Source organism: Bradyrhizobium sp. INPA03-11B (assembly GCF_040446015.1).
Lineage (GTDB): Bacteria > Pseudomonadota > Alphaproteobacteria > Rhizobiales > Xanthobacteraceae > Bradyrhizobium > Bradyrhizobium macuxiense_A.
Window position 1 is genome coordinate 1 of the sequence record NZ_JASGSR010000095.1, and the last position, 22,383, is coordinate 22,383.

The window sequence follows — 22,383 nt, forward strand, 5'->3', positions numbered from 1 at the left end:
GCCATCAAGAAGCCCGTGATCGCGATGCTCAACGGCGCCACGGCCGGCATCGGCCTGGTCCACGCGCTGTATTGCGATTTGCGCTTCGCCGCCGACAGCGCGGTGTTCACCACAGCTTTCGCGCGGCGCGGCCTGATCGCCGAGCATGGCATCAGCTGGATGCTGCCGCGCATCGTCGGCCATGCCAACGCGCTCGATCTGTTGATGTCGGCGCGGCGGGTGTCGGCGGCGGAGGCGCTGCGCATCGGCCTCGTCAACCGGCTCTCGGCGCCGGAGAAGCTGCGCGAGGAAACCTACGCCTATGCCCGCGACCTCGCCGATTTCGTCTCGCCGAGCGCGATCGCGGTGATCAAGCGCCAGGTCTACGACGTGCCGTTCCAGACCCTCGCCGAAGCCACCATCGACGCCAACCGCGAGATGCAGATCGCGCTGAAGGGGAATGACTTCCGCGAAGGCGTGGCGAGCTTTGTGGAGAAGCGGCCGCCAAGGTTTACGGGGACGTGAGGGGGAGAGTTTGCGGGAACGGCCCGGCTTCGCCCTTCGGGCTACGCCGCGGCAGCCTTCGCTACGATAGGGCTTGCCGAGCCGAAGCTGGCGAAGCCAGCGAAGGCTGGTGGAGCCAGGCGGGATCGAACCGCCGACCTCGTCATTGCGAACGACGCGCTCTCCCAGCTGAGCTATGGCCCCATCGCGGCCGGGTGTTGCTGAGTATCCCGGCCGTCAGTCGGGCGCCATTTACAGTCCCGCCCAAGGCCAAGTCAAGAACGGTGAAACAACGGTTTTCGGCCCATCTCGCCGGGAACTTCCCTTGTTTGCGGGGGGACGAACCGATATTTAGAGCATGATCCGGACCCGGCGGGCCGCGTTAGCGAAAAGCGTGTAGCGGTTTTCCGAGAAGATCCTGCTCAAACGCGCGATAGCGGCTCAGTCCGGTCTCGTTGCGCTTCAATTGGTCGTCCCACCCGCGAGCTCCCAACATATGCGCGCTGTTCTCGACATCGTCATCATCGTCCTCGACCTCTATGTCTGGCTCTTGATCGCTTCCGCGATCCTGTCCTGGCTGGTCGCCTTCAATGTGGTCAACACGCGCAACCAGTTCGTCTCGGCGGTGGCCGAGTTCCTCTACCGGATCACCGAGCCGGTGCTGCGGCCGATTCGCAATGTGATGCCCAATCTGGGCGGCCTTGATATCTCGCCGATCATCGTGATCCTGATCATCATGTTCATCCAGCGGGTGATCGCCTATTACATCTATCCCAACGTGATCTGACCCCTCGCGATGGACCTCCACTGATGGAGCCTTGGCGCTACTCCACCGAGGGCATCAGCATCGCCTTGCGCGTGACGCCGCGCGGCGGCCGCGACGACATCGACGGGATCGAGACGCTGGCCAACGGCCGTTCGGTGCTGAAGGTGCGGGTGCGCGTCATTGCGGAAGGCGGCGAGGCCAACCGCGCGGTGACCGAGTTGCTGGCCAAGGCGCTCGGCGTGCCCAAGGCCAGGGTGAAGCTGCTGTCCGGCGCCACCTCGCGGCTGAAGCAGGTGGCGGTGGCCGGCGACCCGAAGGGGCTTGGCGAGACATTGCGGAAGCTGACGGCGGCCGGGCCGAACCAAAAGACGAAGGACTGACATGACTGGGCGCATCATTGACGGAAAAGCCATCGCCGCCGAGCTTCGCGCCCGCGTCGCCGACGAGGTCGCCCGCGTCAAGCGCGATCATGCGCTCACGCCGGGGCTCGCCGTGGTGCTGGTCGGCCACGATCCGGCCAGCGAAGTCTATGTCCGCAGCAAGCACACCCAGACCCAGGCCGCGGGCATGGCCTCGTTCGAGCACAAGCTGCCGGAGGACGTGTCGCAGGCTGATCTGCTGGCGCTGATCGCGCGGCTCAACCGCGATCTGCTGGTGCACGGCATCCTGGTGCAGCTGCCGCTGCCGAAATCGCTGCACACCGAGACCATCATCAACGCGATCGACCCCGCCAAGGACGTCGACGGCCTGCACCCGAACAATGCCGGCCGGCTCGCCGGCGGCCTGGCTGCATTGTCGCCCTGCACGCCGCTCGGCTGCATCATCCTGACCAAGAGCGTGCATGCCTCGCTCGAGGGCATGAACGCGATCGTGATCGGCCGCTCCAATCTGGTCGGCCGTCCGCTGGTGCAGTTGCTGCTGAACGAGAACGCGACGGTGACGATTGCCCATTCGCGCTCGCGCGATCTGGCAAAGCTCTGCGCCCAGGCCGATCTGGTCTATGCCGCGGTCGGCCGTCCGGAGATGGTGCGTGGCGACTGGATCAAGCCGGGCGCGACCGTGATCGATGTCGGCATCAACCGCATTCCAGTGCCCGGCGGCAAGCCGAAGCTGGTCGGCGACGTCGCATTCCAGGAGGCGCTCAATGTCGCCGGCGCAATCACGCCGGTGCCGGGCGGCGTCGGGCAGATGACGGTCGCGTGCCTGCTGGTCAACACGCTGCGCGCCGCCTGCGCGATTGCCGGCCTGCCGGCGCCGGCGGTGTAGTGATGTCGTTCCGGGGCGCTCGCGAAGCGGGCGAACCCGGAACCTCGAGATTCCGGGTTCGATGCTAACGCATCGCCCCGGAATGACGGCTACCCCGTCACTTCTTCTTCGCGCGTTCGATGCCTTCGAGGATCAGCTTGCGGGCTTCGTCGGCGTCGCCCCAGCGCAGCACCTTCACCCACTTGCCCTTCTCGAGATCCTTGTAGTGCTCGAAGAAGTGCTGGATCTGCTGCAGCGTGATGTCGGGCAGGTCGCTGTAGTTCTGCACCTTGTCGTAACGCTGGGTCAGTTTCGACGAAGGCACCGCGATGATCTTCTCGTCACCGCCGGCCTCATCCTCCATCAGGAGCACGCCGACCACGCGGACGCTCATCACGGCGCCCGGCACGATCGCGCGGGTGTTGACGATCAGCACGTCGCAGGGATCGCCGTCGCCCGAGAGCGTGTGCGGAATGAAGCCGTAATTGCCGGGATAGCGCATCGGCGTGTAGAGGAAGCGGTCCACCACGAGCGTGCCGGCCTCCTTGTCCATCTCGTACTTGATGGGCTCGCCGCCGACGGCAACCTCGATGATGACGTTGACGTCGTGGGGCGGATTTTTTCCGATCGATATGGCGTCGATACGCATGGATTGCTCCGCGTGGCCTTTTGGAATTGGAGGACGATGTGATTTTTTGGTTGGCGCCGCCAGGCCGCAAAACGGCATCAGGCCCGGCCGTGGGGCCGGGCTGGCCGTCGCGCGCAGCGCTCAGGCTGGTTTAGCCTTGCTGCAGCTGCGAGAGAAGCAGGATTTTCAGTTGGCCCAGGCGAAAGCGACCTTGTCGAGCGACTTCGGCCCGAACCGCTCCGAGGAGCGCGCCACCATCCGGCCGCCCAGCGCGCGGTAAAACTCGGTCGCCGGCTCGTTGTCGGAGAGCGCCCAGATCACCATGCTCTTCAGGCCGCTCTGCATCAGGTCACGGCGGGCTGCGGCGAACAGGCGCCGGCCGAAGCCAAGGCCCTGGAATTCCGGCCGCAGATAGAGCTCGTAAATCTCGCCTTCGAAATGCAGGCTACGGGCGCGGTTGCGGCCGTAATTGGCGTAGCCCGCGATCCTGTCACCGAACACCAGCACGCTGACGCGGCTGCCCTTGCGGATGGCGCTGTCCCACCATTGCGGGCCACGGCGATTGATCAGCTTTTCGAGTTCGGCGCCGGGGATGATTCCCTGATACGCCGAGCGCCAGGCTTCGTCATGGGTAGACGCCACCGAGGCTGCGTCTGCAGCTTTGGCTGGCCGGACCTCGATTAGCGTTGTGCTCATGCATCTAATCAAAGCAAGTCGGAGGGCCGCCTTCAAGGTCCATCGTTAATTATCGGTTAACGTGTGGGCTTTTTGCATCAGTGTCATGAAAACTTGTTCCGAAAAAGGACACTTGCCGGGTTCAAGCGACCGATTGCTGGTCCGGCCCTGTGCAAAGCGTGAATCGCGCGCGCAGTATGACAGTGCCGTCGCTTGGAAAAAGCGCATTCGGGGCTGATTCGCCGCCAGGATTTGGCGTGCGATCCAAACGCGATGTGGGTACTCCGAGTGCGCAGCCGCAGTGGATTTTTGCGCGCGCACGGCCTAGGGCAGCGGCGGTATTTGTGCGCGCCGAAACCGGCCCGATCGCGAGCGGACTGCGATGACGCTCTATTTCCTGATCAAATATCTACATGTGCTCGGCGCCATCGTGATCCTCGGCACCGGGACCGGCATCGCCTTCTTCATGCTGGCAGCGCATCGCACGCAAAGCGCGTCTTTCATCGCGCGCACGGCGTCGACCGTCGTGGTCGCGGACATGATCTTCACCTTGAGCGCGGTGCTGCTGCAGCCGGTGAGCGGCGGGCTGCTGATGTGGTTGTCGGCAACCAGCCTGACCGAGCGTTGGCTCTTGCTGTCGCTTGCGCTCTACGCACTGGCCGGCGTGTTCTGGGTTCCCGTCGTCTTCATGCAGATGGAGATGCGCGACCTGGCACAGGCGGCGGCCGATAAGGGTCTTCCGCTGCCGCCGCGCTACACTGCGCTGTTTCGCCGCTGGTTCCTGTTCGGGATTCCCGGCTTCGGCTCGGTGATGATCATCCTCTGGCTGATGATCGCGAAACCATTCTAGAGCATGATCCGATTTCATGAGTGACGGCGCATCACATAATATCCTCGTGCTCGGCGCGTCGGGCCTGATCGGACGCTATGTCACCGACGATTTGAGGGCGCGCGGCTTTCGCACGATCGGGATCGCGCGGCATTTCACGGCTGCACAAAAGATGAGCGCGGCCGACCTCGAGCTGCCCGTGATGGCGATGGATGTCGCTGACCTGACGCAGCTTATTCGCACGCATGAGGCCGATGTCGTCGTGAACTGCCTCGGCGTGCTGCAGGACGGTCCGGGCAGCGACACCCGCGCCGTGCATCGCGACTTCGTGGCGCGACTGCTGCAAGCGATCCGCGACAGCCACCGCGCCATCCGTCTGGTGCACATTTCGATTCCCGGCAGCGCCGATGAGGATCGCACGGCCTTCAGCACCACCAAGCGCGAGGCCGAACGGCTGATCGCCGAGTCCGGCATCGCCCACGCGATCCTGCGCCCCGGTTTTGTGATCGCGCCATCGGCCTATGGCGGCAGCGCCATGCTGCGCGCGCTGGCGGCGCTGCCGGTGGATCTGCCGGCCGACGAGGCGGCAACGCCGTTCCGGCCGGTCGCAGTCGAGGATATCGCCGCCACCATCGCTTGGCTCGCGGCGCGCGATGTCGCCGTTGATGCGGTGCGCTCGGTGACCTGGGACCTGATGCAGCCACAGCCGGTCTCGCTCGGCGGCGTCATCGCCCAGTTCCGCTGGTCGTTCGGCACGGCGAAGCATTTTCGCATCGCGTCCCCGTCGTTCCTGATCGATCTCGGCGCCCGTCTCGGCGATCTCACAAGCCGCCTCGGCTGGATGCCGCCGATGCGCTCCAATGCGATTGCCGAGCTGCGCCGTGGCGTCACCGGCGATCCCACAGCCTGGATGGCAGCGACCGGCATCGTGCCGAAGACGATCGCGCAAGCGGTCGGCGGCCGACCCGCGACGATCCAGGACAAATGGTTCGCGCGGCTGTTCCTGATCAAGGCGCTGATCTTCGCAAGCCTCGTGCTGTTCTGGGTTGCCTCCGGCTTCATCGCGCTGGTCATTTCCTATGACGCCGCCGCCGGCATCCTGAGCGCGCATCACTTCCCGCCCGCTCTGGTCGGACCGGTGACGGTATTGACCAGCCTGATGGACATGAGCATCGGCGTGCTGATCGCGATCCGCCACACCGCGGCGTTCGGCCTTGTCGCCGGCATCGTCGCCTCGCTCGGCTACATGACGGGATCGGCGGTCCTGACGCCCGATCTCTGGATCGAGCCGCTCGGCGCGCTGGTGAAGACCGGGCCCGCAATCGTGCTGATGCTGGTGGCGCTCTTGATGCTGGATAATCGATGACCGCATGGCCCGACGACGACGTGATCCTCTACGACGGCGTCTGCATTTTCTGCTCGCGCTGGGTCCGCTTCGTCGTTGCGCGCGACAAAGCACGCCGCTTCAGCTTCACGCCTATCCAGTCCGACTACGGCACGCGGCTGGCGAGGACCTTCGGCATCGATCCCGAGGATCCCGACACCAATGCCGTGGTCCACGGCGGCACCGCTTGGATGAAGTCGGATGCCGCGCTGACGGTGCTGAGCCATCTCCCCGGCTGGGGCTGGACAAGCGCGCTGTTCGCGGTGCCAAAACCGCTGCGCGACGCCGTCTACAGCCTCATCGCACGCAACCGCTACAAGATCTTCGGCAAGTACGAGACGTGTTTCGTGCCCGATGCCGAAATGCGGGCGAGGGTGCTGGAGTAACCCAATCGTCATTGCGAGCGAAGCGAAGCAATCCATCTCCCCGCTTGCGGCAGCATGGATTGCTTCGTCGCTGTCGCTCCTCGCAATGACGATCGGGCTATTTGCGCGGCAGCGCGGACACGACTTCCTTCGCCGCCCTCTCACCGCTGTCCCGCGCGCCATGCGCCGTCGAGAAGAAGTGCGGCGACGTCGCTTCGCCGGCGAAGAACAGCCGGCCGTCGACCGGGGCCGCGAGCGCGGCGCGCTTGTCGGCATGGCCGGGCAGTGCGTGCGAATAGGAGCCGCGGGCGAACGGGTCGTGGGCCCAGCGGGATTCGCTGAGCGGCTTCAGCTTGCGGCGAAAATCACTACCGAGGAAGGAGACAATCTCGTCGATGCTGTGCGCGGCGATGGCGCCGTCGCCGGCATCTTCAAGCGCTTGCGCAAAACGGCCGCCGAAGAAGCCTTCGATGCAGGGCTGGCCGAACGGGCGGATGTGGTAGGTGCCCATCTCGGTGCGCATGGTGGCGCCGCGCAGATTGCCTTCCCTTGGCAGCGCCTCGGGCTCGGCGAGCGCCAAGGTCACCTTGTCGGCGAGGCCGAGTGGCAGGCCGCGCGCGGCATCGAGCTTGTCGGGCAGAGCAGGCGAAAAGCGGAGCGCTTCATCGGCGATCAGGTTGGTCGGCACGGTGACGATCACCCTGTCCGCCTCCAGCACACCGCGCGAGGTCTCGATGCGGATACGCTTGCCGGAATGGTCGATCAGCCGGACCTCGCAGTTCAGCGCGACCGATACTTGTTCGCCGTAGGCCGCGACCAGCGCGCCATAGCCGCTCCGCACACGCCAATTGACGTTGCTGTCTTCATAGGCGTCGAAGTCGAGGATCGATAGCTGGTCGAGCTCGCAGCCGTTCACATAGGTCGAGATCGCATCGATCATCGGGTTCCAGCGGTTGCCGGTCTCGAGATAGCGATCGGCTGAGCTGTCCTTGCCGCCGCGCGCGGCCTCTTCGAGGCGATCGTAGAACTCGTCGAGCGCAAGCATGAACGCATCGCGGTCGGCCTGCGGGAATGCCTTGCCATAGGCGCGCTCGCGCCATGGCGGCAGGTCCTTGTTGAGTTCGAAGTCGAGTTGCTTGGCGATGCCGACAAAGCTGTTCTGGTCGGCCGAGTGCAACCAGCCGCAGCCGACGTCGAACACCACGTCAGGCGCGGCCTGGATCGTATGCGCCCGGCCGCCGAGCCGATCGCGGGCTTCCAGCACGATGGTGGAGAGGCCGGTGCCCTTCAGCGCATGCGCGGCGCCGAGGCCTGCGGCGCCGGCGCCGATGATGGCAACATCGACCGTGGAGGGAAGGGAACTCATGCCCCGGCTCTAGCACGTCTGGAGAGACGTCTAAAGGCACCGCGCGCATAACTGTCATCACCCGCGAAAGCGGGTGATCCAGTATTCCAGAGACAGAAGTAATTTGACTGATAGGCCGCGGCGTACTGGATGCCCCGGTCAAGCCGGGCATGACAGATCGGGTTACGCCACAGCTTCCTTGGCCTTCTCGGCGCGCTTGCGGTCGTTCGGATCGAGGTGCTTCTTGCGCAGCCGGATCGACTTCGGCGTCACCTCGACGAGCTCGTCGTCCTCGATATAGGCGAGCGCCTTTTCCAGGGTCATCCGGATCGGCGGCGTCAGGCGCACCGCTTCGTCCTTCGAGGTGGTGCGGATGTTGGTGAGCTGCTTGCCCTTCAGCACGTTGATCTCGAGATCATTGTCGCGGGTGTGCTCGCCGACGATCATGCCCTTGTAGACCTTCCAGCCCGGCTCGATCATCATCGGGCCGCGATCTTCCAGCTTGAACATCGCATAGGCCACCGCTTCGCCCTGGTCGTTGGAGATCAGCACGCCGTTGCGGCGGCCCTGGATCTCTCCCTTGTAGGCGGCATAGCCATGGAAGATGCGGTTCATGATCGCGGTGCCGCGGGTGTCGGTGAGCAGTTCACCCTGGTAGCCGATCAGGCCGCGGGTCGGCGCGTAGAACACCAGCCGCAGGCGGTTGCCGCCGGACGGGCGCATCTCGATCATCTCGGCCTTGCGCTCGCTCATCTTCTGCACGACGACGCCGGAATGCTCCTCGTCGACGTCGATCACGACCTCCTCGATCGGCTCCTGCCAGCCGCCGGTCGCCTCGTCCTTCTGCAGCACGACGCGCGGACGCGACACCGAGAGCTCAAAGCCCTCGCGGCGCATGGTCTCGATCAGGATCGCGAGCTGCAATTCGCCGCGGCCGGAGACTTCCATCGAATCCTTGTCGGCGGCCTCGACGACGCGCAGCGCGACATTGCCCTCGGCCTCGCGCATCAGGCGGTCGCGGATCATGCGCGAGGTCACCTTGTCGCCTTCGGTGCCGGCGAGCGGCGAGTTGTTGACGATGAACGACATCGATACCGTCGGCGGATCGATCGGCTGCGCCGGCAGCGGCGTCTCGACCGAGGGATCGCAGAAGGTGTCGGCGACGGTGCCCTTGGTCAGGCCCGCGATCGCGACGATGTCGCCGGCCTCGGCTTCTTCGAGAGGCGTGCGCTCAAGGCCGCGGAAGGCGAGGATCTTGGTCAGGCGGCCGCTCTCGATCAGCTTGCCGTCGGCGCCCAGCACCTTGACCTGCTGGTTCGGCTTGATCGAGCCCGAGGAGATGCGGCCGGTGATGATGCGGCCGAGATAAGGGTTGGCCTCGAGGATGGTGCCGATCATCCGGAACGGACCTTCCTCGACCTTCGGCGGCTCGACATGGCGCACGATCAGGTCGAACAGCGGCTGCATGCCGAGGTCCTTCGGACCCTCCGGGCTTTCGGCCATCCAGCCCTGCTTGGCTGATCCATACAAAATGGGGAAGTCGAGCTGCTCTTCGCTGGCGTCGAGCGCGGCGAACAGGTCGAACACCTCGTTGATGACTTCGGTCGGGCGCGCGTCGGGGCGGTCGACCTTGTTGATCACGACGATCGGCTTCAGGCCGATCTTGAGTGCCTTCGACACCACGAACTTGGTTTGCGGCAGCGGACCCTCGGCGGCGTCGACCAGCACCAGCGCGCCGTCCACCATGTTGAGGATGCGCTCGACCTCACCGCCGAAATCGGCGTGGCCGGGGGTGTCGACGATGTTGACGCGGATGTCCTTCCACTGCACCGAGGCGGCTTTCGCCAGAATGGTGATGCCGCGCTCGCGCTCCAGGTCGTTGGAGTCCATGGCGCGTTCGGTGACCTTCTGGTTCTCACGGAAGGTGCCGGATTGCTGCAGCAGGCGGTCGACGAGGGTGGTCTTGCCGTGGTCGACGTGGGCGATGATGGCGACGTTGCGAAGGTTCATGGCTCTTCTTCTGGTCGTGCAATGGTCAGATGCGCGATCTCGCCGGACCAGTTTGGCCGGCCGCTCGCTCGCGTGGCCCATCAGGGGCCCGGATCACGCTCATACCCAAGAAATTTGACGGGGACGCATCACCCCAAAAAGGAAGCCCGGTCAGCGGACCGGGCACCTCGTGCGTTGCGGCGCAATATAGTCAGAAAACGCCAAAAAACAACGGTTTATTGGCCGTTTGGGTGACTGATTTTGGTTCCGGAGGCCGGTTTTGAGGGTCTTTTCGGGGGTGATTCAGCCTCGTTTCTGCGCCCGCGCGAACACGATCAGCCCGAGCCCAACAAGCGTCACCAGTACCGACACCCCAGTGAGCGGGTCACCAGACCCGCCCAGAGTGACATTGAGGACCACGCAGAGGGCGCCCGGGACCAGCAGAAGCACCCCGACGATCAGCATGAAGATGGTGCAGCCGGGCGGCAGTCGCGGCTCCCGCCACGGCGGCTCGGGCGGCTGAGGTGTGTCGGAGTTGCTCATGGGCTCCCCTTGATCGCGGCGCGGATCAGCATCACGCCGGCGAAGCAGACCGCGAGCCCGAGCAGGATCAGCAAGAGGATGGAGGGATCGGTTCTCGACTCGCTCAGGACGCCGAACCCGAACAGCAGGGCGCAGAGCCCGGGCAGCAGCAGGAACACCCCGAACAGCGCCATGAAGGCGGTCGCGCAGCCACCGCGTTGCGGCGGGAGCGGAGGAGGCAGCGAAGGCGGAGATCCATCCGGATTGATCGGGCGGCTCTCGTCGCTCATCGCGGCACCTCTACGGTCTGTCGTGCTTCGCGATAGGTCTGGCCGGCCATCGCGGCACGGATGTCGTCAATTTTTCCGTCGCGATAGAACAGATTGTAGGTGTCGAACGGGATGATCGCGCCGCTCTCGGTGACGAAGTGGATGCAGCTTCGCTTCACGTTGCCGACGCAGAAATTGAAGCGATCGAGGAACTGCACGATGGTGACGCGGAACACGTTCTCGTAAGTCAGGCCCTCCGGCACCTCGAAGCTCGGCAGGCAGCACAGCAATTCGCAGACCCGCTCCGAGGTGTTGAGCGGTCCCGACGACAGCGAGAACAAATCGACGAATTTCTCCCGCAGCACCGGATATTTTTCCGGGCTGATCGTGTTGGGCATCACGGCGACCAGCTGCTCCTGCTGAAACAGCGAGGTCAGCGGCAGCACCTTGTCGGCGTTGCGCAGGCCGTAGCCGATCGAGATGCTTTCGGGATTGCACGGCAGCGGGATCATGTCCTTGTCGCCGAACACTCCGGTCTCGATCACGTGCTGGCGGATCTCCGACAGCATGATGCGGTCGGTGTTCTTGTCGAAATTCTCGTTACGTCCGGCGTCCTGCACCGGCTGAAGGGTAACACCACGCACGCATTTCCAGGTCAGCGCATGCCGGACGATGTCGCCGATCTCGGCATCATTGACGCCGCGCTTGATGGTCGCGACCAGCGTGGTCGAGACGCCGTAGTGTTCGAGATTCTCCAACGCCTGCTGGCGGATCTTGCGCAAGTCCGCGCCGCGCAGATTGACCAGCGCCTCGCGTTTCAGCGAATCGAATTGCAGGTAGACTTCCAGCCCGCGCTTGTTCTCGGCGAGCTTCGCCACGAAGTCGGGCTCGCGCGCGATCCTGAGGCCGTTGGTGTTGATCATGACATGGCGGATCGGCCGGGCGCGCACCGCATCCAGGATGGCGAAGAAATCCGGATGCAGCGTCGGCTCGCCGCCGGAGATCTGCACGAGGTCAGGCTCGCCCTCGCTTGCCACCAGCGCGTCCAGCATCTTTTCGATCTTGGCCAGCGGCGTGAAGCTGGTGCGCGCCGGCGAGGAATCCGCAAAGCACACCGGGCAGGTCAGATTGCAGTGCTCGGTGATCTCGATCAGCGCCAGGCAGGAATGCTGCTCGTGGTCGGGGCAAAGCCCGCAATCATAGGGACAGCCGAATTCGGTGTGGCGCTGGAAGGCGAGCGGGCGGTCGCCGGGCTTGATGAAATCCTTGCACAGCCGCCAATAGGCCGAATCGGTCGAGACCAGCGTCGACTGCACGCCGTGCTGCTTGCAACGCTTCTCGTACCAGACCTCGTTGCCTGATATCTGGATCTTGGTCGGCACCAGGGTCAGGCAGGTTTCGCAGAGCGACTGGGTCTGGCCCCAGAAGATGTAGGGGCGGGACTTACGCAGCGGCGCGTTCATGCTTCACACTCACATTCGGCGCCGTCGCGAGCATGACGGCGGCATAGACCATGACAAACAGGGACAGCAGGTGGAACAGTGAGAACGGGCCGATCAGCGCGCCGTAGGGCTTGATGAACTCCCAGACGAAGCGCTGCAGGCCGTAGAAGAACAGCACGAGGTAGAATCCATTGGTGATGACAGCGGCGTTGCGGTTCAATACGGCCCACACATAGAAAGCCGCGAATGCCGCCATCGCCAGGCTCTCATAGAGCTGCACCGGGTGGCGCAGGATGCCGTCACCGAAATCATGGCCCCAGGGCAGCGTGGTCGGCGTGCCATAAGTGAAATCCTCGAGCCCTGCGAAATAGCAGCCGAGCCGGCCGACCGCGACGCCGATCGCAAGCGGCAGCGCGAACCGCGCGCCCGTTCGCAGCGAAATGCCGTGCAGCCATTTGTAGAGCTCGATCGCGACGATACCGCCGGCCAGCGCACCCTCGACCGAGCGGGCGATGCCGGGCATGCCCGAGAACCACAGGTTCAGCGTGCCGAAGATGTAGGCGCCGATGCCTGCGCCGAACACCAGCACGGCGATGTAGGGCAGCTCGAAGGATTGCCGCGGGAATTGCAGCCCGCGTATACGCGACAGCCACCACATGGCGGCCGCGGCCGCGCCCCATGCTGCGACGTCGAAGACGGCGTGAAGTTCAGCCCCACTCATGAGGCGAGTGTAGCGTGATTTTCGCGCGGCGTGCTAGCTGCCCTCCCTCGCCCCGTTCTTACGGGGAGAGGGTTGGGGTGAGGGGCTTCTATCCGGCGAGCACCTCGAGGCTTGTTGAGCAGTGTGCCTTGCCCCTCACCCGGATTGCATCTGGCAATGCAATCCGACCTCTCCCCGCAAAGAGCGGGGAGAGGTAAGCTTTGGCATCAATTCGCCGGGTTGTCCTCGCTCGGATATACCCCGCGCAGCACTTCCTCGAAGTGATCCTTCACCGCCTCGTTGCACATGCAGGAGCGCAGCTTGAGCTTGTCCGGGTCGCGGATCACGATCGCGCCGCGGCGGGTGTCCAGCACGCCCTCCGCCTTGAAGTTCTGGATCACCCGGCTGGTGTAGCTGCGGCCGACGCCGAGCAAGGTCGAAAGCTGCTCATGCGTGAGCGGCACCACGCCATTGCCATTGGTGCGCTCCATCGCCGAGATGATCCATTTCGCGGCGCGCTGCTCGATCGAGTGGATCGCATTGCAGGCGGTCGACTGGAAGATCTGCGCCAGCATGCAGTCGGCATAGCGCGCGAAGATGTTGCGCACCGAGATCGACTTCAGCTTGGCGGCGTCGAGCTTGCTGATCGGCAGCCGCACGAACGGGCCGCCGAACTTGACGGTGATGCGGGTATAGGCCGGCAGGAATCCCTGGCTGACGATGCCGCCGACCGCGCCCTCGCGGCCGACCAGGATGGTTTCGACATCGTGCCCGTCCTCGTTGGCCACCATGTAGGACGCAAGGCTCGGCCCGCATGGGAAATGCACGATCTGGACGTCGTCGCCGGGATTGTAGAGCAGGTCGCCGGCATCAGCATCGACCACCGTTAGATGCGGCGCGATCAGCTCGTAATCGGCGGCATTCAGCCGGCGCAAGAGATTGTTGAATGGCCGGTCGCTCGTCCCGGCCAAATCGGTCCGTTTGGCAATCATTGGAAAATCCTGAAAACCCAACGTGGACCATACTGAAAATGTTCCAGCTTTTATGTTCACTAGTGAACAGACGCGACGGCTCGCGATGTGGTGGGTTTCATCTCGGGAACAGCCGGCGTGCTTTCGGGCGCCGGTCGCGGGCCATCCGGCCGGACTGATCCGGTCTCTCATCCATCATCGAAGAAATGGACACCGCGTCATGGAATCCGCCCCCAATACCGGCATGCCCGGTGATGTCCTGGTCGTCGAGGACGATCCGATCATCTCGCTCTATTTCGAGGACACCATCCTCGGCTTCGGCGCCCGCACGGTGCGCACCGCCGCGAACGTCGCTCGTGCGCTCGAACTGATCGCCGAACGCGCGCCGGATTTCGCGCTGCTCGACGTCGGTCTCGTCAGGGGCGAGAAGACGTTCGCGATCGCCGAGCGGCTCGATGCGCTGAAAGTGCCTTTCGCATTCGTCACCGGTTACGGCGCGGACATCAGGCTGCCGGAATCGCTCGCCGACAAGCCGCGGTTGACCAAGCCGTGTTCGAGCGAGATGCTCGAAGCTGCGCTGAGAAACGAGCTTTGACGGATTGCCGGGCTTCGGCCACTACGATCCGGAATATCGGATTCGGCGACGCACGGGCCCCGGGAAGCTGTCATGGCAATCAGGATGGCGATCAGAACATCTGCCGCTGTGCGCGCAGCGGCGCTCTCTCTCGGGCTGCTCCTTGCGCCGGTTGTGGCGCGGCCAGCCATCGCTGAGCCGGCCGCGCTCACGAGCGAGCAAGCCGCCGCGCTCAAGGCCTATGACACTGCGCTGAAGAACTTCGTCTCGATCCTGCGCCAGCGGCGTGCGCAGATCGATTCCAGGCAGCCGCTGCCGAACCTGCCGGGCCAGGCGATCTATCTTGCCCGTGTCGAGATGATGAGCGCCTACAAGGATCTCACCGATGCGCTTCCATCCAGGATCGGCAAACCCGGCAGATCGGGAATCCCTCCGGCCTATTTCGACGCCGATAATGAGCCGCTGCTCGACGAGTACAGGAAGCTGTTCGACGTCATGGAGGCACCGCCTGCCGACGCGCAAAGCTCCGATACGCCATTCAAGGACGTGGTCGACCTGGCGACGGTGATCGCGCGCGCCAAGGGACTCGATCCCGTTGCTGCCGCCACCGCGGGCCGTATCAGCCTCGGCCTGTTCTTTGCCGAGACGAACGGCAAGCAGAATGCGGGAAATGCGCGCTCGAACACCTACAAGGGGAGCCTGCAGACCGGCCCGTCCGAAGATCGCAACGGTCGAAAGAAGTGGGCCGCCATCAAGGGATCGATCGCAGCCCTCGATCCTGCGTTGAACCGTCGCGACGACAAGGAAGAGGCCCGGGCCGGCAATCTCGACCATCGGTTCAATCACTGGACCGCGGTGCGCGACGCGCTCATGAACGCGCACGCGGATATTTTTCCGCAGGTCCCCGCGATCGCAAAGGCGTTGCCCGATCCGATCGATCAAATGAAGCTGTTCGAACTGATCCAGATCATTCCGACGCCAACGAGGGCCGCGCTGAAGTCAGGCAACCTCGTCGGCTACAGGATTTCCGATCCCAGGATCATGGGGTATCTGCGCAACAACAGCGTCTTCGCGTTCGGCCGCGCCGACCGGGCCAAATCATCCGCGACCTTCCGCGAAATCCTCGATGCGATGTGGCTGTTCAACGCCAAGTTCGAACAGGCGCTAGACAAGCTCAGCGAGCTCAAGGCGGGCAAGCCGGGCTGAGCGAGGACGTGCCGATCGCTCGGCCGTCACAGCGGACCGAGCAGGGCCCAGCGCGGATCGCAGAATTCCTTCACGGCAACCGCGACGCCGCTGGCGATCCTGTTGCGGCGTTCCGGCGAGTCCATTGCGAGTTCTTCGTCGCGGTTGATGATCGAGCCGGCCTCCAGCAGGACGGCGGGCATCGCGGTCTTCCGCAGCACGATCAGCTCATCATAGCTGTAGACGCCGGTCTCCTTGTTCAGCAGCGGGTGCTGGTTGCTACCCATGATGGGCAGGCTGTATTGCGCGGCATAATGCAGCCCCTGCGCCTTCATTTCCTTCGCGACCAGTTCGGCAAACCGGAGGCTCGTCCCGAAGTCCGGATTCTCCCGGGAGACGAACACGGAGTAGCCGCTGAACCGGTCGCTGAAATGGCTTTTCTTGCCCTCGAATTCCCAGTCCTCGAGCATCTTGTTGGGCACGGAGTCGTGGTGGATCGACAGCAGGAGATCCGCGTGCAGATTGTTGGCGGCGGCGACGCGCCTGAACAGGCTGGGTCTCGCTTTGCCTTCGCTCAGAAGCAGCCTGGTTTCGGCAAAACCTTCGGCCTTCAAGGTCTCCTCGATCTGCCGCGCAAGGCGCAGGTTGAAGGCGAACTCGGCGACGTTGCGGGCGCTCATCGCGCCTTCCGATTCCGCGGTATGTCCGACATCGAGAACGATCCGGAATGTCGCGGGATCGCATTTGCCAGCGGCCGGCTTGAGAACGGAAGGCGGCAGCGCGACCGGCCCAAGGGCGGCAAGCCGCGTCGCGCGGTGCTTTGCCGGCGCGCGGTGCCGTGCCAGTTTGGCCGACCTTGCCAACTTCGCGCGCTTTGGCGATTTGGCGTGCTTGGACGAGGTCTTGAAGAAATCTGGCAGCCAGCCCGCATCGCTGACTTCGATCGGCAGCAGCGCGAACACGGCGATCGCGACAACAATCAAGCGGCGAGGCCGAAACCTCGCGACGATGCCACCGAGCACGCGAAAGAACTCGCAGCGCCTCATGCTCCGCCCCTCCGGGCCCCCAGCATAACGGCTCTGATATCGGTACCGGAAGAGGCAGGTCGCGTCCATCCCCTGTCAATCGCGATGCCCTTGCCTTTCCGACAAGGGCATCGCGGACAGGGCGTCTGGTTCCCTCGCTTCGGCGGCCGGATTACACCGGCTTCGGATCGAGCGTGATCGCCCACAGTTCGGCGTCGACGCGGTCGCGCAGGCTCACCGTCATCTGCCCGCTCTTGCCGTCGATCTTGACGTGGCCGAAGAACTGCATGCCGGCCGACGGCGGCAGGTTCTGGTTGGCCTCGCCCGGCGCCTTGACGAACTTCACCTCGGGACCAAACGTGTTGTCGAGCTCGTTCGGACCGAACGTGCCGGCGTGCAGCGGGCCGGAGACGAATTCCCAGAACGGATCGAACTCCTGGAACTGGGCCTTGTTCGGGTTGTAGTAGTGCGCCGCCGCGTAGTGCACGTCGGCGGTCAGCCACACCGTGTTGACGATCCCTGCGGTCTTGATGAAGCGCAGGATGTCGGCGATCTCGAGCTCGCGGCCGCGCGCGGGGCCGTCGCCCTGCGCGAACGCCTCCGAGCCCTTCTTGTTGGCGGCATCGTCATAGACGATCAGCGACAGCGGCATGTCGGAGGCGATCACCTTCCAGGTGGCGCGCGAGTTGAGCAGCGCGCGCTTCAGCCAGGCCATCTGGTCCGGCCCGATGAAATAGGCGTCGGGGCCATATTTTTCTTGCAGGTTCGCCCCGTTCGGGCCGCGATAGCTGCGCTCGTCGAGCATGAACACGTCGAGATGCGGGCCGTAGCTCAGCGTGCGATAAACCCGGCCCGGTTCGACGATGCTTTCGCGCATCGGATACATCTCGTGGAAGGCCTTGGCCGCGCGCGCGGCGAGCACAGTGATGTCGCGCTCCTTGTAGGCGGCCGGCAGCTGCTTCGACAGCGACCAGTTGTTGGTCACCTCGTGATCGTCCCACTGCACGAAGATCGGCACCTCGGCATTGAAGGCGCGCAGGTTGGAGTCGAGGAAATTGTATTTATGCGCGGCGCGGTATTCGTCGAGCGTCTCGGCGACCTTGGCCTTCTCCGGGATGGTGATGTTCTTCCAGATCTTGCCGTCGGGGAGCTTCACCTCGGACGGGATCACGCCGTCGGCGTAGATGGTGTCGCCGGAATGCAGCAGGAAATCCGGATTGTGCTTCTTCATCGCGGCGAAGGTGATCATGCCGCCGTCGTCTGGATTGATGCCCCAGCCCTGGCCGGCGACGTCGCCGCCCCACACAAAGGAGACGTCGCGGCGGTCGCTCGGCGCGGTGCGGAAGCGGCCGACCACGGGCTCGCCGACAATGTCGATATGGGCGAGGTCGCGGAAGCGGACGCGATAGAAGATGTCCTGGCCGGACGGCAGGTTCTCCAGCAGCATCTTTGCGGTGAAGTCGCTCTCCGGCAGCGCCGTGATCGGCGGCAGCGCCCGGGCGTCCTTGAATGATTCAGTGGTCGCGACCTCGACCATCATCTGCGACGGCCGGTCCGCACGCGCCCACACCACGCCGCCGTCGACGCCGACATCGCCGGACTGCACGCCGTGGGTGATCACGGGGCGATCGGCGGCGCGCGACAGATACGGCATCGCGATCACGCCGGCGCCGGTCGCAGCCGCGGTGGAGAGAAAGCGTCGGCGGGTGAGATTTCGCGAGAACCGGATCGTCATGGGGGCCTCCTTAAGGTCACAGCGACAATGCGCCGCGGGCGAGCCAAGACGTAGAAAAATTCCGTGACGGTGGGATTACAGGCGGGAGGACGCAGCGCGATGGGATGTTTGGTGCGTGCGAAGACTGCCCACCGGCTTCGTTTGTAAGGTGAGCACGCGCGTCAGGCTCCCTCCCCCCTTGCGGGGGAGGGTGGGGAGAGGGGTAAGCCCAGTGCGAGATGCGCATGGAGAACGGTGCCTTCGCAGCACTGCCGCTTGACATCGAACTGCATGGAGAGAGCACGTCGTGTGGTACCCCTCTCCCTAACCCTCCCCCGCAAGGGGGGAGGGAACCCTACCGCCGGGGACTCCCTCACAAGTTTTCGGATGAGAGAACGGACGAAGTCATCCGCAAGCGGAGGAGGCGAAGGGAGCTCGTGGAAAGATTGCGGTAAGCGGGCCGTTACGCCGTGCCTGCAGCCCTGAACTGGCTGGCAGTCCGCTGCAGATTCTGCGGCATGCTCAGCAGCAGCGCCTTGCGGTCGGCGACCGCGTTGTGAAACTGCTCGAGCGCGATGTTGAATGCGGTCAGCGTGCCTTCCTCGATCGCGCCGTGCTCGAAACAGTCCAGCGTGTGGCGCAGAATGTCGTCGGCCTCCGCCTGCAACTGGTCGAGCTCATCGGTCGAATCGCTCTGCCGCGCGGCCTTCAGCATCTCCAGCAGGCGTTCGCGCTGCGAGGTGTTGGTGTTGCGCTCGTCCTGCTTGAGATAGCCGGCGAACCACGCACCGGCCGAGCCCATCGCCGAGAACGCCATCAGGCTCCACCAGATATAATCGCTGTAGCGGTCGAGGAAGGTCTTTTCCTCGCCGTCGACGAAGGCGGCGGCACCGGGATGCACCGGGATGGTGGCGTCCTTGTCGGTGTCGGGCGTCTCGATCTTGGCGGCGAGCGGGAAGTCGTTCTTGAGCGACTGCCGGATCGCGAACAATTGCCGGGTGAAGGCTGCGACCGTCGAGTCCGACAGGCCTTTTCGTGCGACAATGTGATGGGAGAAGCTGATCGTCTTCACCTCGTCGTCGGGGCGGTCGGCCGAGCCGAGCGAGCCGGCGGGGATTTCGGCGGCCTCATAGGCCGGATGGTTTTGCGCGATCGCCTCGGACGCGTCGATCGCCAGGAAGGTCGGCTCGCCGCCGTCCTTGGTCGATGCCGTGATCGCATCGATCGTGAGCTTGCTGTTGGCCGGACCGACGGCAAGATAGGCGTCGGCCTTCAGGTTCTTGATGGCGTCCGGCGCCTCATTGGCCGGGAATTGCACGATCTCGACCTTCATCGGGTCGACGCCGTATTGCGTCAGGATCAGCTTCAGCAGATTGACGTTGGCTGGGGTGCGGCCGACGACGCCGATCTTGCGGCCTGCAAGCTGCGCGATCTTGGTGATCTTGGCGGACTTGCGAACCTTGCCCTTCGCCGGCGGAACCCACATCACCACGACGTTCTTGCGCAAGGTCGCGACCGCCTGCGCATTCTTCGGCACCTCGAGGTCGCCGCGGATGATGGCGAGATCGGCCTTGCCGTCGGCCAGCGTCTTTGCACTGGCGGTGGCGCCGTCGGTCTGCACCGGCCGGAGTTTGACCTGGGTGTGCTGCTGGTTGTTGAAGGCCTGCGCCAGCGCCTGCACGACCTTGAGGTCATCGCTGTTCGCCGGGCCGACCGCGATCTTGAGCGTCACCGGACGCACCGCGAAATAGTAGCCGGCGGCCGTTGCGCCGATGATGGCGAGCGCGCCCGCGATCAAAACGAACATCAGCCGGCGCTTGGCGGAGCGCAATGGCTTGGGCGATATGCTGGCGGAGCCGTCTGTCATCGGCCTTGGATCATCGATCTCGCAAACAACCGTCTGGGCTCAATTTCGCAAACTACCAACGGGGATACATCCTCTGCTTGTAGCAAATTACTGAACGGACAGATGTTACATCTCCGTCATGGTTACCAGCGGCGATAGGACGCGATTTCGGCCTTAATTTCGGCATGGATCCCACCAGGAGGCCGATTGTTAGGCTAAGGTCGGCGGCAAACGGGAGGGTTACCATGGTCGAAAAGCTGTCAGCGCAAGCACGGAAGGCCGCGCTCTGGGAACTGGCCGGCTGGACCGAGCTGGCCAGTCGCGAGGCGATCGCAAAGACCTTCGTGTTCAAGGACTTCAACGAGGCTTTCGGCTTCATGGCGCGCGCCGCTTTGGTCGCCGAGAAGAACGATCATCACCCGGAATGGAAGAACGTCTACAAGACGGTCGAGGTCGTGCTGGCGACCCACGACGTCGGCGGGGTGACCAAGCGCGATATCGACCTTGCCAAGGCCATGAACGCGATCGCAAGGCAGCTTGGGGTCAACTGACCCGGCTGCCCGGGGATGAAGGAACTGCCCGCGCACTGCTTCATCCACGTCATTGCGAGCGAAGCGAAGCAATCCATCGCTCAGCAAGCGGGGACATGGATTGCTTCGTCGCTATCGCTCCTCGCAATGACGGTGGGCGAGGGACAAAGCCCATCCTTGCGGTAGCCACGTAACATCCCCAGATTCGCTTCGTCCGCCGCCGATCGGTCGCGGCGTCGAGGAACCCTGGTGATGGCAACGAGCGACTACGGTGTGGGATTTGGGCCTGCCGACCGGCTGGCGCAGGACCCCGAAAGCGTGCGCCGCCGTTTCTGGATCAAGTTCAAGAAAGTGGTGGCGCGCCTGCCTTTCGCCGAGGACCTGCTGGCCGCCTACTACTGCGCGTTCGACCGGCAGACCCCGCGCCATGTGCAGGCGGCGCTGCTCGGCGCGATCGCCTATTTCATCCTGCCGTTCGATTTCATTCCGGACATGCTGCCGGTGCTCGGCTTCACCGACGACGCCGCGGTGCTCGCAACCGCGATCCGCATGGTGGCAAGCCACATCACGCCGGACCACCGCGAAGCCGCGCGCGCCGCGCTGAAGCGCGGGGTGCCTGAGGCGGAGTGATGCTCTAACCTCTCCTTTTCAAGGGGAGGTTGGAGCAATCGTAGTCGGGGTTGAGTTTTCGACCCGTCATCCCCGCGCAACGGCTAAGCCGTTGTCGCTGGAGGTGCGAGCGCTTGCGAGCCTCGAAGGATGCACGGCCCGGTCCGGGGCCGTCGTGCTTCGAGACGCGCGCGATGCGCGCTCCTCAGCATGACGGTGATGCTGAGACGCGCGCGGCGGTTATCCCCGCTCAGCTTCCCGGATGCAGGATCACCTTGCCCATCGCCTTGCGGCCGGCGAGCACCTTCAGGGCTTCTGATGTCTGCGACAGCGGGAAGGTGCGGTCGACATGCGAGGAGATCTTGCCCTCCGCGGTCCACTGCACGAGCTTCTCGAGGTTCTTGCGGTTCTTCTCCGGATTCTGCCGCGCCCACGCGCCCCAGAACACGCCGCGGATATCGCAGCCCTTCAGCAGCGCGAGGTTGAGCGGGATCTTCGGAATGTCGCCGGCGGCAAAGCCGATCACCAGGAAGCGGCCTTCCCATGCGGTCGAGCGCAACGCGGCCTCGGCATAGGCACCGCCGACCGGATCGAACACGATGTCGGCGCCCTTGCCGTCCGTCAGCTTGCGCAGGCCCTCTTTGAGATCTTCCTTGGCGTAGTTCAGCGTCAGCTCGGCGCCGTGCTGCTTGGCGAATGCGAGCTTCTCGTCCGACGATGCGCAGGCGATCACCTTCAGGCCCATCAGCTTGCCGAGTTCGCACGCGGCTAGGCCGGTGCCGCCGGCGGCGCCCAGCACCGCGAGCGTTTCGCCTGGCTTCGGGCTCGCACGATCTTCCAGCGCATGCAGCGCGGTGCCGTAGATGATGATGATCCCTGCGGCGCGGTCGTAATCGAGATTGTCGGGAATCTTCACGATCGTATTCGCCGGCAGCGCGATCTTGTCGCGCGCGCCGTTGTGACCGCATGAAGCCACGACGCGATCACCAACTTTCAGATCGGTGACACCCGCGCCGACGCTCTCGATCACGCCGGCGACTTCCGCAGCGGGCGAGAACGGGAACGGCGGCTTGATCTGGTACTTGCCCTGGATCATCAGGATGTCGAAGAAATTCAGCGCCGCCGCCTTGATCGCGATCACGGCTTCGCCGGGACCCGCCGCCGGATCGGGCACGTCTGCCAGCACGAGATCGTCGGGTTGACAGTATTGCGAGCAGAGGATGGCTTTCATGGACACACCTGAGTTTCGGACGCAGAAAGAGCTGCAGGATCTTGCACTACAAGCTT

General features: G+C 64.3%; 24 protein-coding genes and 1 tRNA gene. 11 read left to right on the top strand and 14 right to left on the bottom strand.

Going from position 1 to position 22,383, the window contains the following annotated elements:
- Positions 1-504: enoyl-CoA hydratase-related protein (locus tag QMZ05_RS29995; RefSeq protein ID WP_353704038.1), on the top strand; the 504-nt coding region annotated here is incomplete at its 5' end.
- Positions 505-611: 107 nt separating this feature from the next.
- Here the strand turns inward: QMZ05_RS29995 and QMZ05_RS30000 are convergent.
- Positions 612-687: transfer RNA gene (locus tag QMZ05_RS30000), tRNA-Ala, on the bottom strand.
- 292 nt (positions 688-979) lie between these two features.
- Here QMZ05_RS30000 and QMZ05_RS30005 point away from each other — a divergent pair.
- From QMZ05_RS30005 to QMZ05_RS30015, 3 genes are read left to right on the top strand one after another with little or no spacing between them, the layout of a single operon-like run.
- Positions 980-1,270, top strand: a complete 291-nt coding sequence (locus tag QMZ05_RS30005; protein WP_021078230.1) for a YggT family protein — start codon at positions 980-982, stop codon at positions 1,268-1,270.
- 23 nt (positions 1,271-1,293) lie between these two features.
- Positions 1,294-1,629: a DUF167 domain-containing protein gene (locus QMZ05_RS30010; protein WP_353704039.1), complete on the top strand. Its 336-nt coding sequence runs from the start codon at positions 1,294-1,296 to the stop codon at positions 1,627-1,629.
- Position 1,630: 1 nt separating this feature from the next.
- Complete coding sequence (locus QMZ05_RS30015; RefSeq protein ID WP_353704040.1) at positions 1,631-2,515, top strand: bifunctional methylenetetrahydrofolate dehydrogenase/methenyltetrahydrofolate cyclohydrolase; 885 nt, start codon at positions 1,631-1,633, stop codon at positions 2,513-2,515.
- A gap of 97 nt (positions 2,516-2,612) precedes the next feature.
- Here QMZ05_RS30015 and ppa read toward each other — a convergent pair whose 3' ends face one another.
- Positions 2,613-3,143 (bottom strand): inorganic diphosphatase, encoded by a 531-nt coding sequence (ppa, locus tag QMZ05_RS30020; RefSeq protein ID WP_016847249.1) that lies wholly within the window; start codon positions 3,141-3,143, stop codon positions 2,613-2,615.
- 165 nt (positions 3,144-3,308) lie between these two features.
- The gene (locus QMZ05_RS30025) at positions 3,309-3,818 is read right to left on the bottom strand and encodes a GNAT family N-acetyltransferase (protein WP_021078234.1); all 510 of its coding nucleotides are present in this window, start codon (positions 3,816-3,818) and stop codon (positions 3,309-3,311) included.
- 361 nt (positions 3,819-4,179) lie between these two features.
- On the opposite strand from QMZ05_RS30025, the gene QMZ05_RS30030 reads away from it, so the two are divergent.
- Genes QMZ05_RS30030 through QMZ05_RS30040 form a run of 3 tightly spaced genes read left to right on the top strand, consistent with a single transcriptional unit; the run spans position 4,180 to position 6,396 of the window.
- Positions 4,180-4,647 (top strand): DUF2269 domain-containing protein, encoded by a 468-nt coding sequence (locus QMZ05_RS30030; protein WP_353704041.1) that lies wholly within the window; start codon positions 4,180-4,182, stop codon positions 4,645-4,647.
- 16 nt (positions 4,648-4,663) lie between these two features.
- Positions 4,664-5,992, top strand: coding sequence for an SDR family oxidoreductase (locus QMZ05_RS30035; RefSeq protein WP_353704042.1), 1,329 nt, complete (start codon positions 4,664-4,666; stop codon positions 5,990-5,992).
- Positions 5,989-6,396, top strand: a complete 408-nt coding sequence (locus QMZ05_RS30040; protein WP_353704043.1) for a thiol-disulfide oxidoreductase DCC family protein — start codon at positions 5,989-5,991, stop codon at positions 6,394-6,396. Before QMZ05_RS30035 ends, QMZ05_RS30040 begins: the two co-directional genes overlap by 4 nt.
- Positions 6,397-6,493: 97 nt before the next feature.
- Here the strand turns inward: QMZ05_RS30040 and QMZ05_RS30045 are convergent, their stop codons facing one another.
- The 7 genes from QMZ05_RS30045 to QMZ05_RS30075 form a co-directional block, all read right to left on the bottom strand.
- On the bottom strand, positions 6,494-7,741 hold the full coding sequence (locus QMZ05_RS30045; RefSeq protein WP_353704044.1) for an NAD(P)/FAD-dependent oxidoreductase: 1,248 nt from the start codon (positions 7,739-7,741) through the stop codon (positions 6,494-6,496).
- Positions 7,742-7,903: 162 nt separating this feature from the next.
- Complete coding sequence (gene typA / locus QMZ05_RS30050) at positions 7,904-9,730, bottom strand: translational GTPase TypA (RefSeq protein ID WP_050425748.1); 1,827 nt, start codon at positions 9,728-9,730, stop codon at positions 7,904-7,906.
- Between the two features lie 282 nt (positions 9,731-10,012).
- On the bottom strand, positions 10,013-10,252 hold the full coding sequence (locus QMZ05_RS30055; protein WP_353704045.1) for a hypothetical protein: 240 nt from the start codon (positions 10,250-10,252) through the stop codon (positions 10,013-10,015).
- Positions 10,249-10,521 carry a hypothetical protein gene (locus QMZ05_RS30060; protein WP_353704046.1) on the bottom strand — a complete coding sequence of 91 codons (273 nt, stop codon included), beginning with the start codon at positions 10,519-10,521 and terminating at the stop codon, positions 10,249-10,251. The genes QMZ05_RS30055 and QMZ05_RS30060 overlap by 4 nt, the downstream gene beginning before the upstream one ends.
- Positions 10,518-11,963 carry a radical SAM protein gene (locus tag QMZ05_RS30065; protein WP_353704047.1) on the bottom strand — a complete coding sequence of 482 codons (1,446 nt, stop codon included), beginning with the start codon at positions 11,961-11,963 and terminating at the stop codon, positions 10,518-10,520. Before QMZ05_RS30065 ends, QMZ05_RS30060 begins: the two co-directional genes overlap by 4 nt.
- A complete protein-coding gene (locus tag QMZ05_RS30070) occupies positions 11,944-12,663 on the bottom strand; it encodes a prolipoprotein diacylglyceryl transferase family protein (RefSeq protein ID WP_353704048.1) in 720 nt (239 codons plus the stop codon). Before QMZ05_RS30070 ends, QMZ05_RS30065 begins: the two co-directional genes overlap by 20 nt.
- A gap of 206 nt (positions 12,664-12,869) precedes the next feature.
- Positions 12,870-13,634, bottom strand: coding sequence for a Crp/Fnr family transcriptional regulator (locus tag QMZ05_RS30075; RefSeq protein WP_353704049.1), 765 nt, complete (start codon positions 13,632-13,634; stop codon positions 12,870-12,872).
- Positions 13,635-13,833: 199 nt separating this feature from the next.
- On the opposite strand from QMZ05_RS30075, the gene QMZ05_RS30080 reads away from it, so the two are divergent.
- Together QMZ05_RS30080 and QMZ05_RS30085 are read left to right on the top strand one after the other, a co-directional pair.
- Positions 13,834-14,208, top strand: coding sequence for a response regulator (locus QMZ05_RS30080; protein WP_353704050.1), 375 nt, complete (start codon positions 13,834-13,836; stop codon positions 14,206-14,208).
- Between the two features lie 84 nt (positions 14,209-14,292).
- The gene (locus QMZ05_RS30085; RefSeq protein ID WP_353704064.1) at positions 14,293-15,393 is read left to right on the top strand and encodes a hypothetical protein; all 1,101 of its coding nucleotides are present in this window, start codon (positions 14,293-14,295) and stop codon (positions 15,391-15,393) included.
- Between the two features lie 26 nt (positions 15,394-15,419).
- Here the strand turns inward: QMZ05_RS30085 and QMZ05_RS30090 are convergent, their stop codons facing one another.
- The 3 genes from QMZ05_RS30090 to QMZ05_RS30100 form a co-directional block, all read right to left on the bottom strand.
- Complete coding sequence (locus QMZ05_RS30090) at positions 15,420-16,352, bottom strand: N-acetylmuramoyl-L-alanine amidase (protein ID WP_353704065.1); 933 nt, start codon at positions 16,350-16,352, stop codon at positions 15,420-15,422.
- Positions 16,353-16,569: 217 nt separating this feature from the next.
- Complete coding sequence (locus QMZ05_RS30095) at positions 16,570-18,132, bottom strand: alkaline phosphatase D family protein (protein ID WP_353704051.1); 1,563 nt, start codon at positions 18,130-18,132, stop codon at positions 16,570-16,572.
- 442 nt (positions 18,133-18,574) lie between these two features.
- Positions 18,575-19,918, bottom strand: coding sequence for a TAXI family TRAP transporter solute-binding subunit (locus tag QMZ05_RS30100; protein WP_353704066.1), 1,344 nt, complete (start codon positions 19,916-19,918; stop codon positions 18,575-18,577).
- A gap of 284 nt (positions 19,919-20,202) precedes the next feature.
- On the opposite strand from QMZ05_RS30100, the gene QMZ05_RS30105 reads away from it, so the two are divergent.
- Positions 20,203-20,508, top strand: coding sequence for a 4a-hydroxytetrahydrobiopterin dehydratase (locus QMZ05_RS30105; RefSeq protein ID WP_353704052.1), 306 nt, complete (start codon positions 20,203-20,205; stop codon positions 20,506-20,508).
- A gap of 231 nt (positions 20,509-20,739) precedes the next feature.
- Positions 20,740-21,117, top strand: a complete 378-nt coding sequence (locus tag QMZ05_RS30110) for a YkvA family protein (protein WP_353704053.1) — start codon at positions 20,740-20,742, stop codon at positions 21,115-21,117.
- Between the two features lie 229 nt (positions 21,118-21,346).
- Here QMZ05_RS30110 and QMZ05_RS30115 read toward each other — a convergent pair whose 3' ends face one another.
- The gene (locus QMZ05_RS30115; RefSeq protein WP_353704054.1) at positions 21,347-22,327 is read right to left on the bottom strand and encodes an NADPH:quinone oxidoreductase family protein; all 981 of its coding nucleotides are present in this window, start codon (positions 22,325-22,327) and stop codon (positions 21,347-21,349) included.
- Positions 22,328-22,383 lie beyond the last annotated feature (56 nt).

Excerpts from the sequence above, each read along its gene's own strand:
- QMZ05_RS30005 (WP_021078230.1), top strand. The coding sequence starts at position 980 with ATGCGCGCTGTTCTCGACATCGTCATCATCGTCCTCGACCTCTATGTC.
- QMZ05_RS30010 (WP_353704039.1), top strand. The coding sequence starts at position 1,294 with ATGGAGCCTTGGCGCTACTCCACCGAGGGCATCAGCATCGCCTTGCGC.
- QMZ05_RS30015 (WP_353704040.1), top strand. The coding sequence starts at position 1,631 with ATGACTGGGCGCATCATTGACGGAAAAGCCATCGCCGCCGAGCTTCGC.
- ppa (WP_016847249.1), bottom strand. The coding sequence starts at position 3,143 with ATGCGTATCGACGCCATATCGATCGGAAAAAATCCGCCCCACGACGTC.
- QMZ05_RS30025 (WP_021078234.1), bottom strand. The coding sequence starts at position 3,818 with ATGAGCACAACGCTAATCGAGGTCCGGCCAGCCAAAGCTGCAGACGCA.
- QMZ05_RS30030 (WP_353704041.1), top strand. The coding sequence starts at position 4,180 with ATGACGCTCTATTTCCTGATCAAATATCTACATGTGCTCGGCGCCATC.
- QMZ05_RS30035 (WP_353704042.1), top strand. The coding sequence starts at position 4,664 with ATGAGTGACGGCGCATCACATAATATCCTCGTGCTCGGCGCGTCGGGC.
- QMZ05_RS30040 (WP_353704043.1), top strand. The coding sequence starts at position 5,989 with ATGACCGCATGGCCCGACGACGACGTGATCCTCTACGACGGCGTCTGC.
- QMZ05_RS30045 (WP_353704044.1), bottom strand. The coding sequence starts at position 7,741 with ATGAGTTCCCTTCCCTCCACGGTCGATGTTGCCATCATCGGCGCCGGC.
- typA (WP_050425748.1), bottom strand. The coding sequence starts at position 9,730 with ATGAACCTTCGCAACGTCGCCATCATCGCCCACGTCGACCACGGCAAG.
- QMZ05_RS30055 (WP_353704045.1), bottom strand. The coding sequence starts at position 10,252 with ATGAGCAACTCCGACACACCTCAGCCGCCCGAGCCGCCGTGGCGGGAG.
- QMZ05_RS30060 (WP_353704046.1), bottom strand. The coding sequence starts at position 10,521 with ATGAGCGACGAGAGCCGCCCGATCAATCCGGATGGATCTCCGCCTTCG.
- QMZ05_RS30065 (WP_353704047.1), bottom strand. The coding sequence starts at position 11,963 with ATGAACGCGCCGCTGCGTAAGTCCCGCCCCTACATCTTCTGGGGCCAG.
- QMZ05_RS30070 (WP_353704048.1), bottom strand. The coding sequence starts at position 12,663 with ATGAGTGGGGCTGAACTTCACGCCGTCTTCGACGTCGCAGCATGGGGC.
- QMZ05_RS30075 (WP_353704049.1), bottom strand. The coding sequence starts at position 13,634 with ATGATTGCCAAACGGACCGATTTGGCCGGGACGAGCGACCGGCCATTC.
- QMZ05_RS30080 (WP_353704050.1), top strand. The coding sequence starts at position 13,834 with ATGGAATCCGCCCCCAATACCGGCATGCCCGGTGATGTCCTGGTCGTC.
- QMZ05_RS30085 (WP_353704064.1), top strand. The coding sequence starts at position 14,293 with ATGGCGATCAGAACATCTGCCGCTGTGCGCGCAGCGGCGCTCTCTCTC.
- QMZ05_RS30095 (WP_353704051.1), bottom strand. The coding sequence starts at position 18,132 with ATGACGATCCGGTTCTCGCGAAATCTCACCCGCCGACGCTTTCTCTCC.
- QMZ05_RS30100 (WP_353704066.1), bottom strand. The coding sequence starts at position 19,918 with ATGTTCGTTTTGATCGCGGGCGCGCTCGCCATCATCGGCGCAACGGCC.
- QMZ05_RS30105 (WP_353704052.1), top strand. The coding sequence starts at position 20,203 with ATGGTCGAAAAGCTGTCAGCGCAAGCACGGAAGGCCGCGCTCTGGGAA.
- QMZ05_RS30110 (WP_353704053.1), top strand. The coding sequence starts at position 20,740 with ATGGCAACGAGCGACTACGGTGTGGGATTTGGGCCTGCCGACCGGCTG.
- QMZ05_RS30115 (WP_353704054.1), bottom strand. The coding sequence starts at position 22,327 with ATGAAAGCCATCCTCTGCTCGCAATACTGTCAACCCGACGATCTCGTG.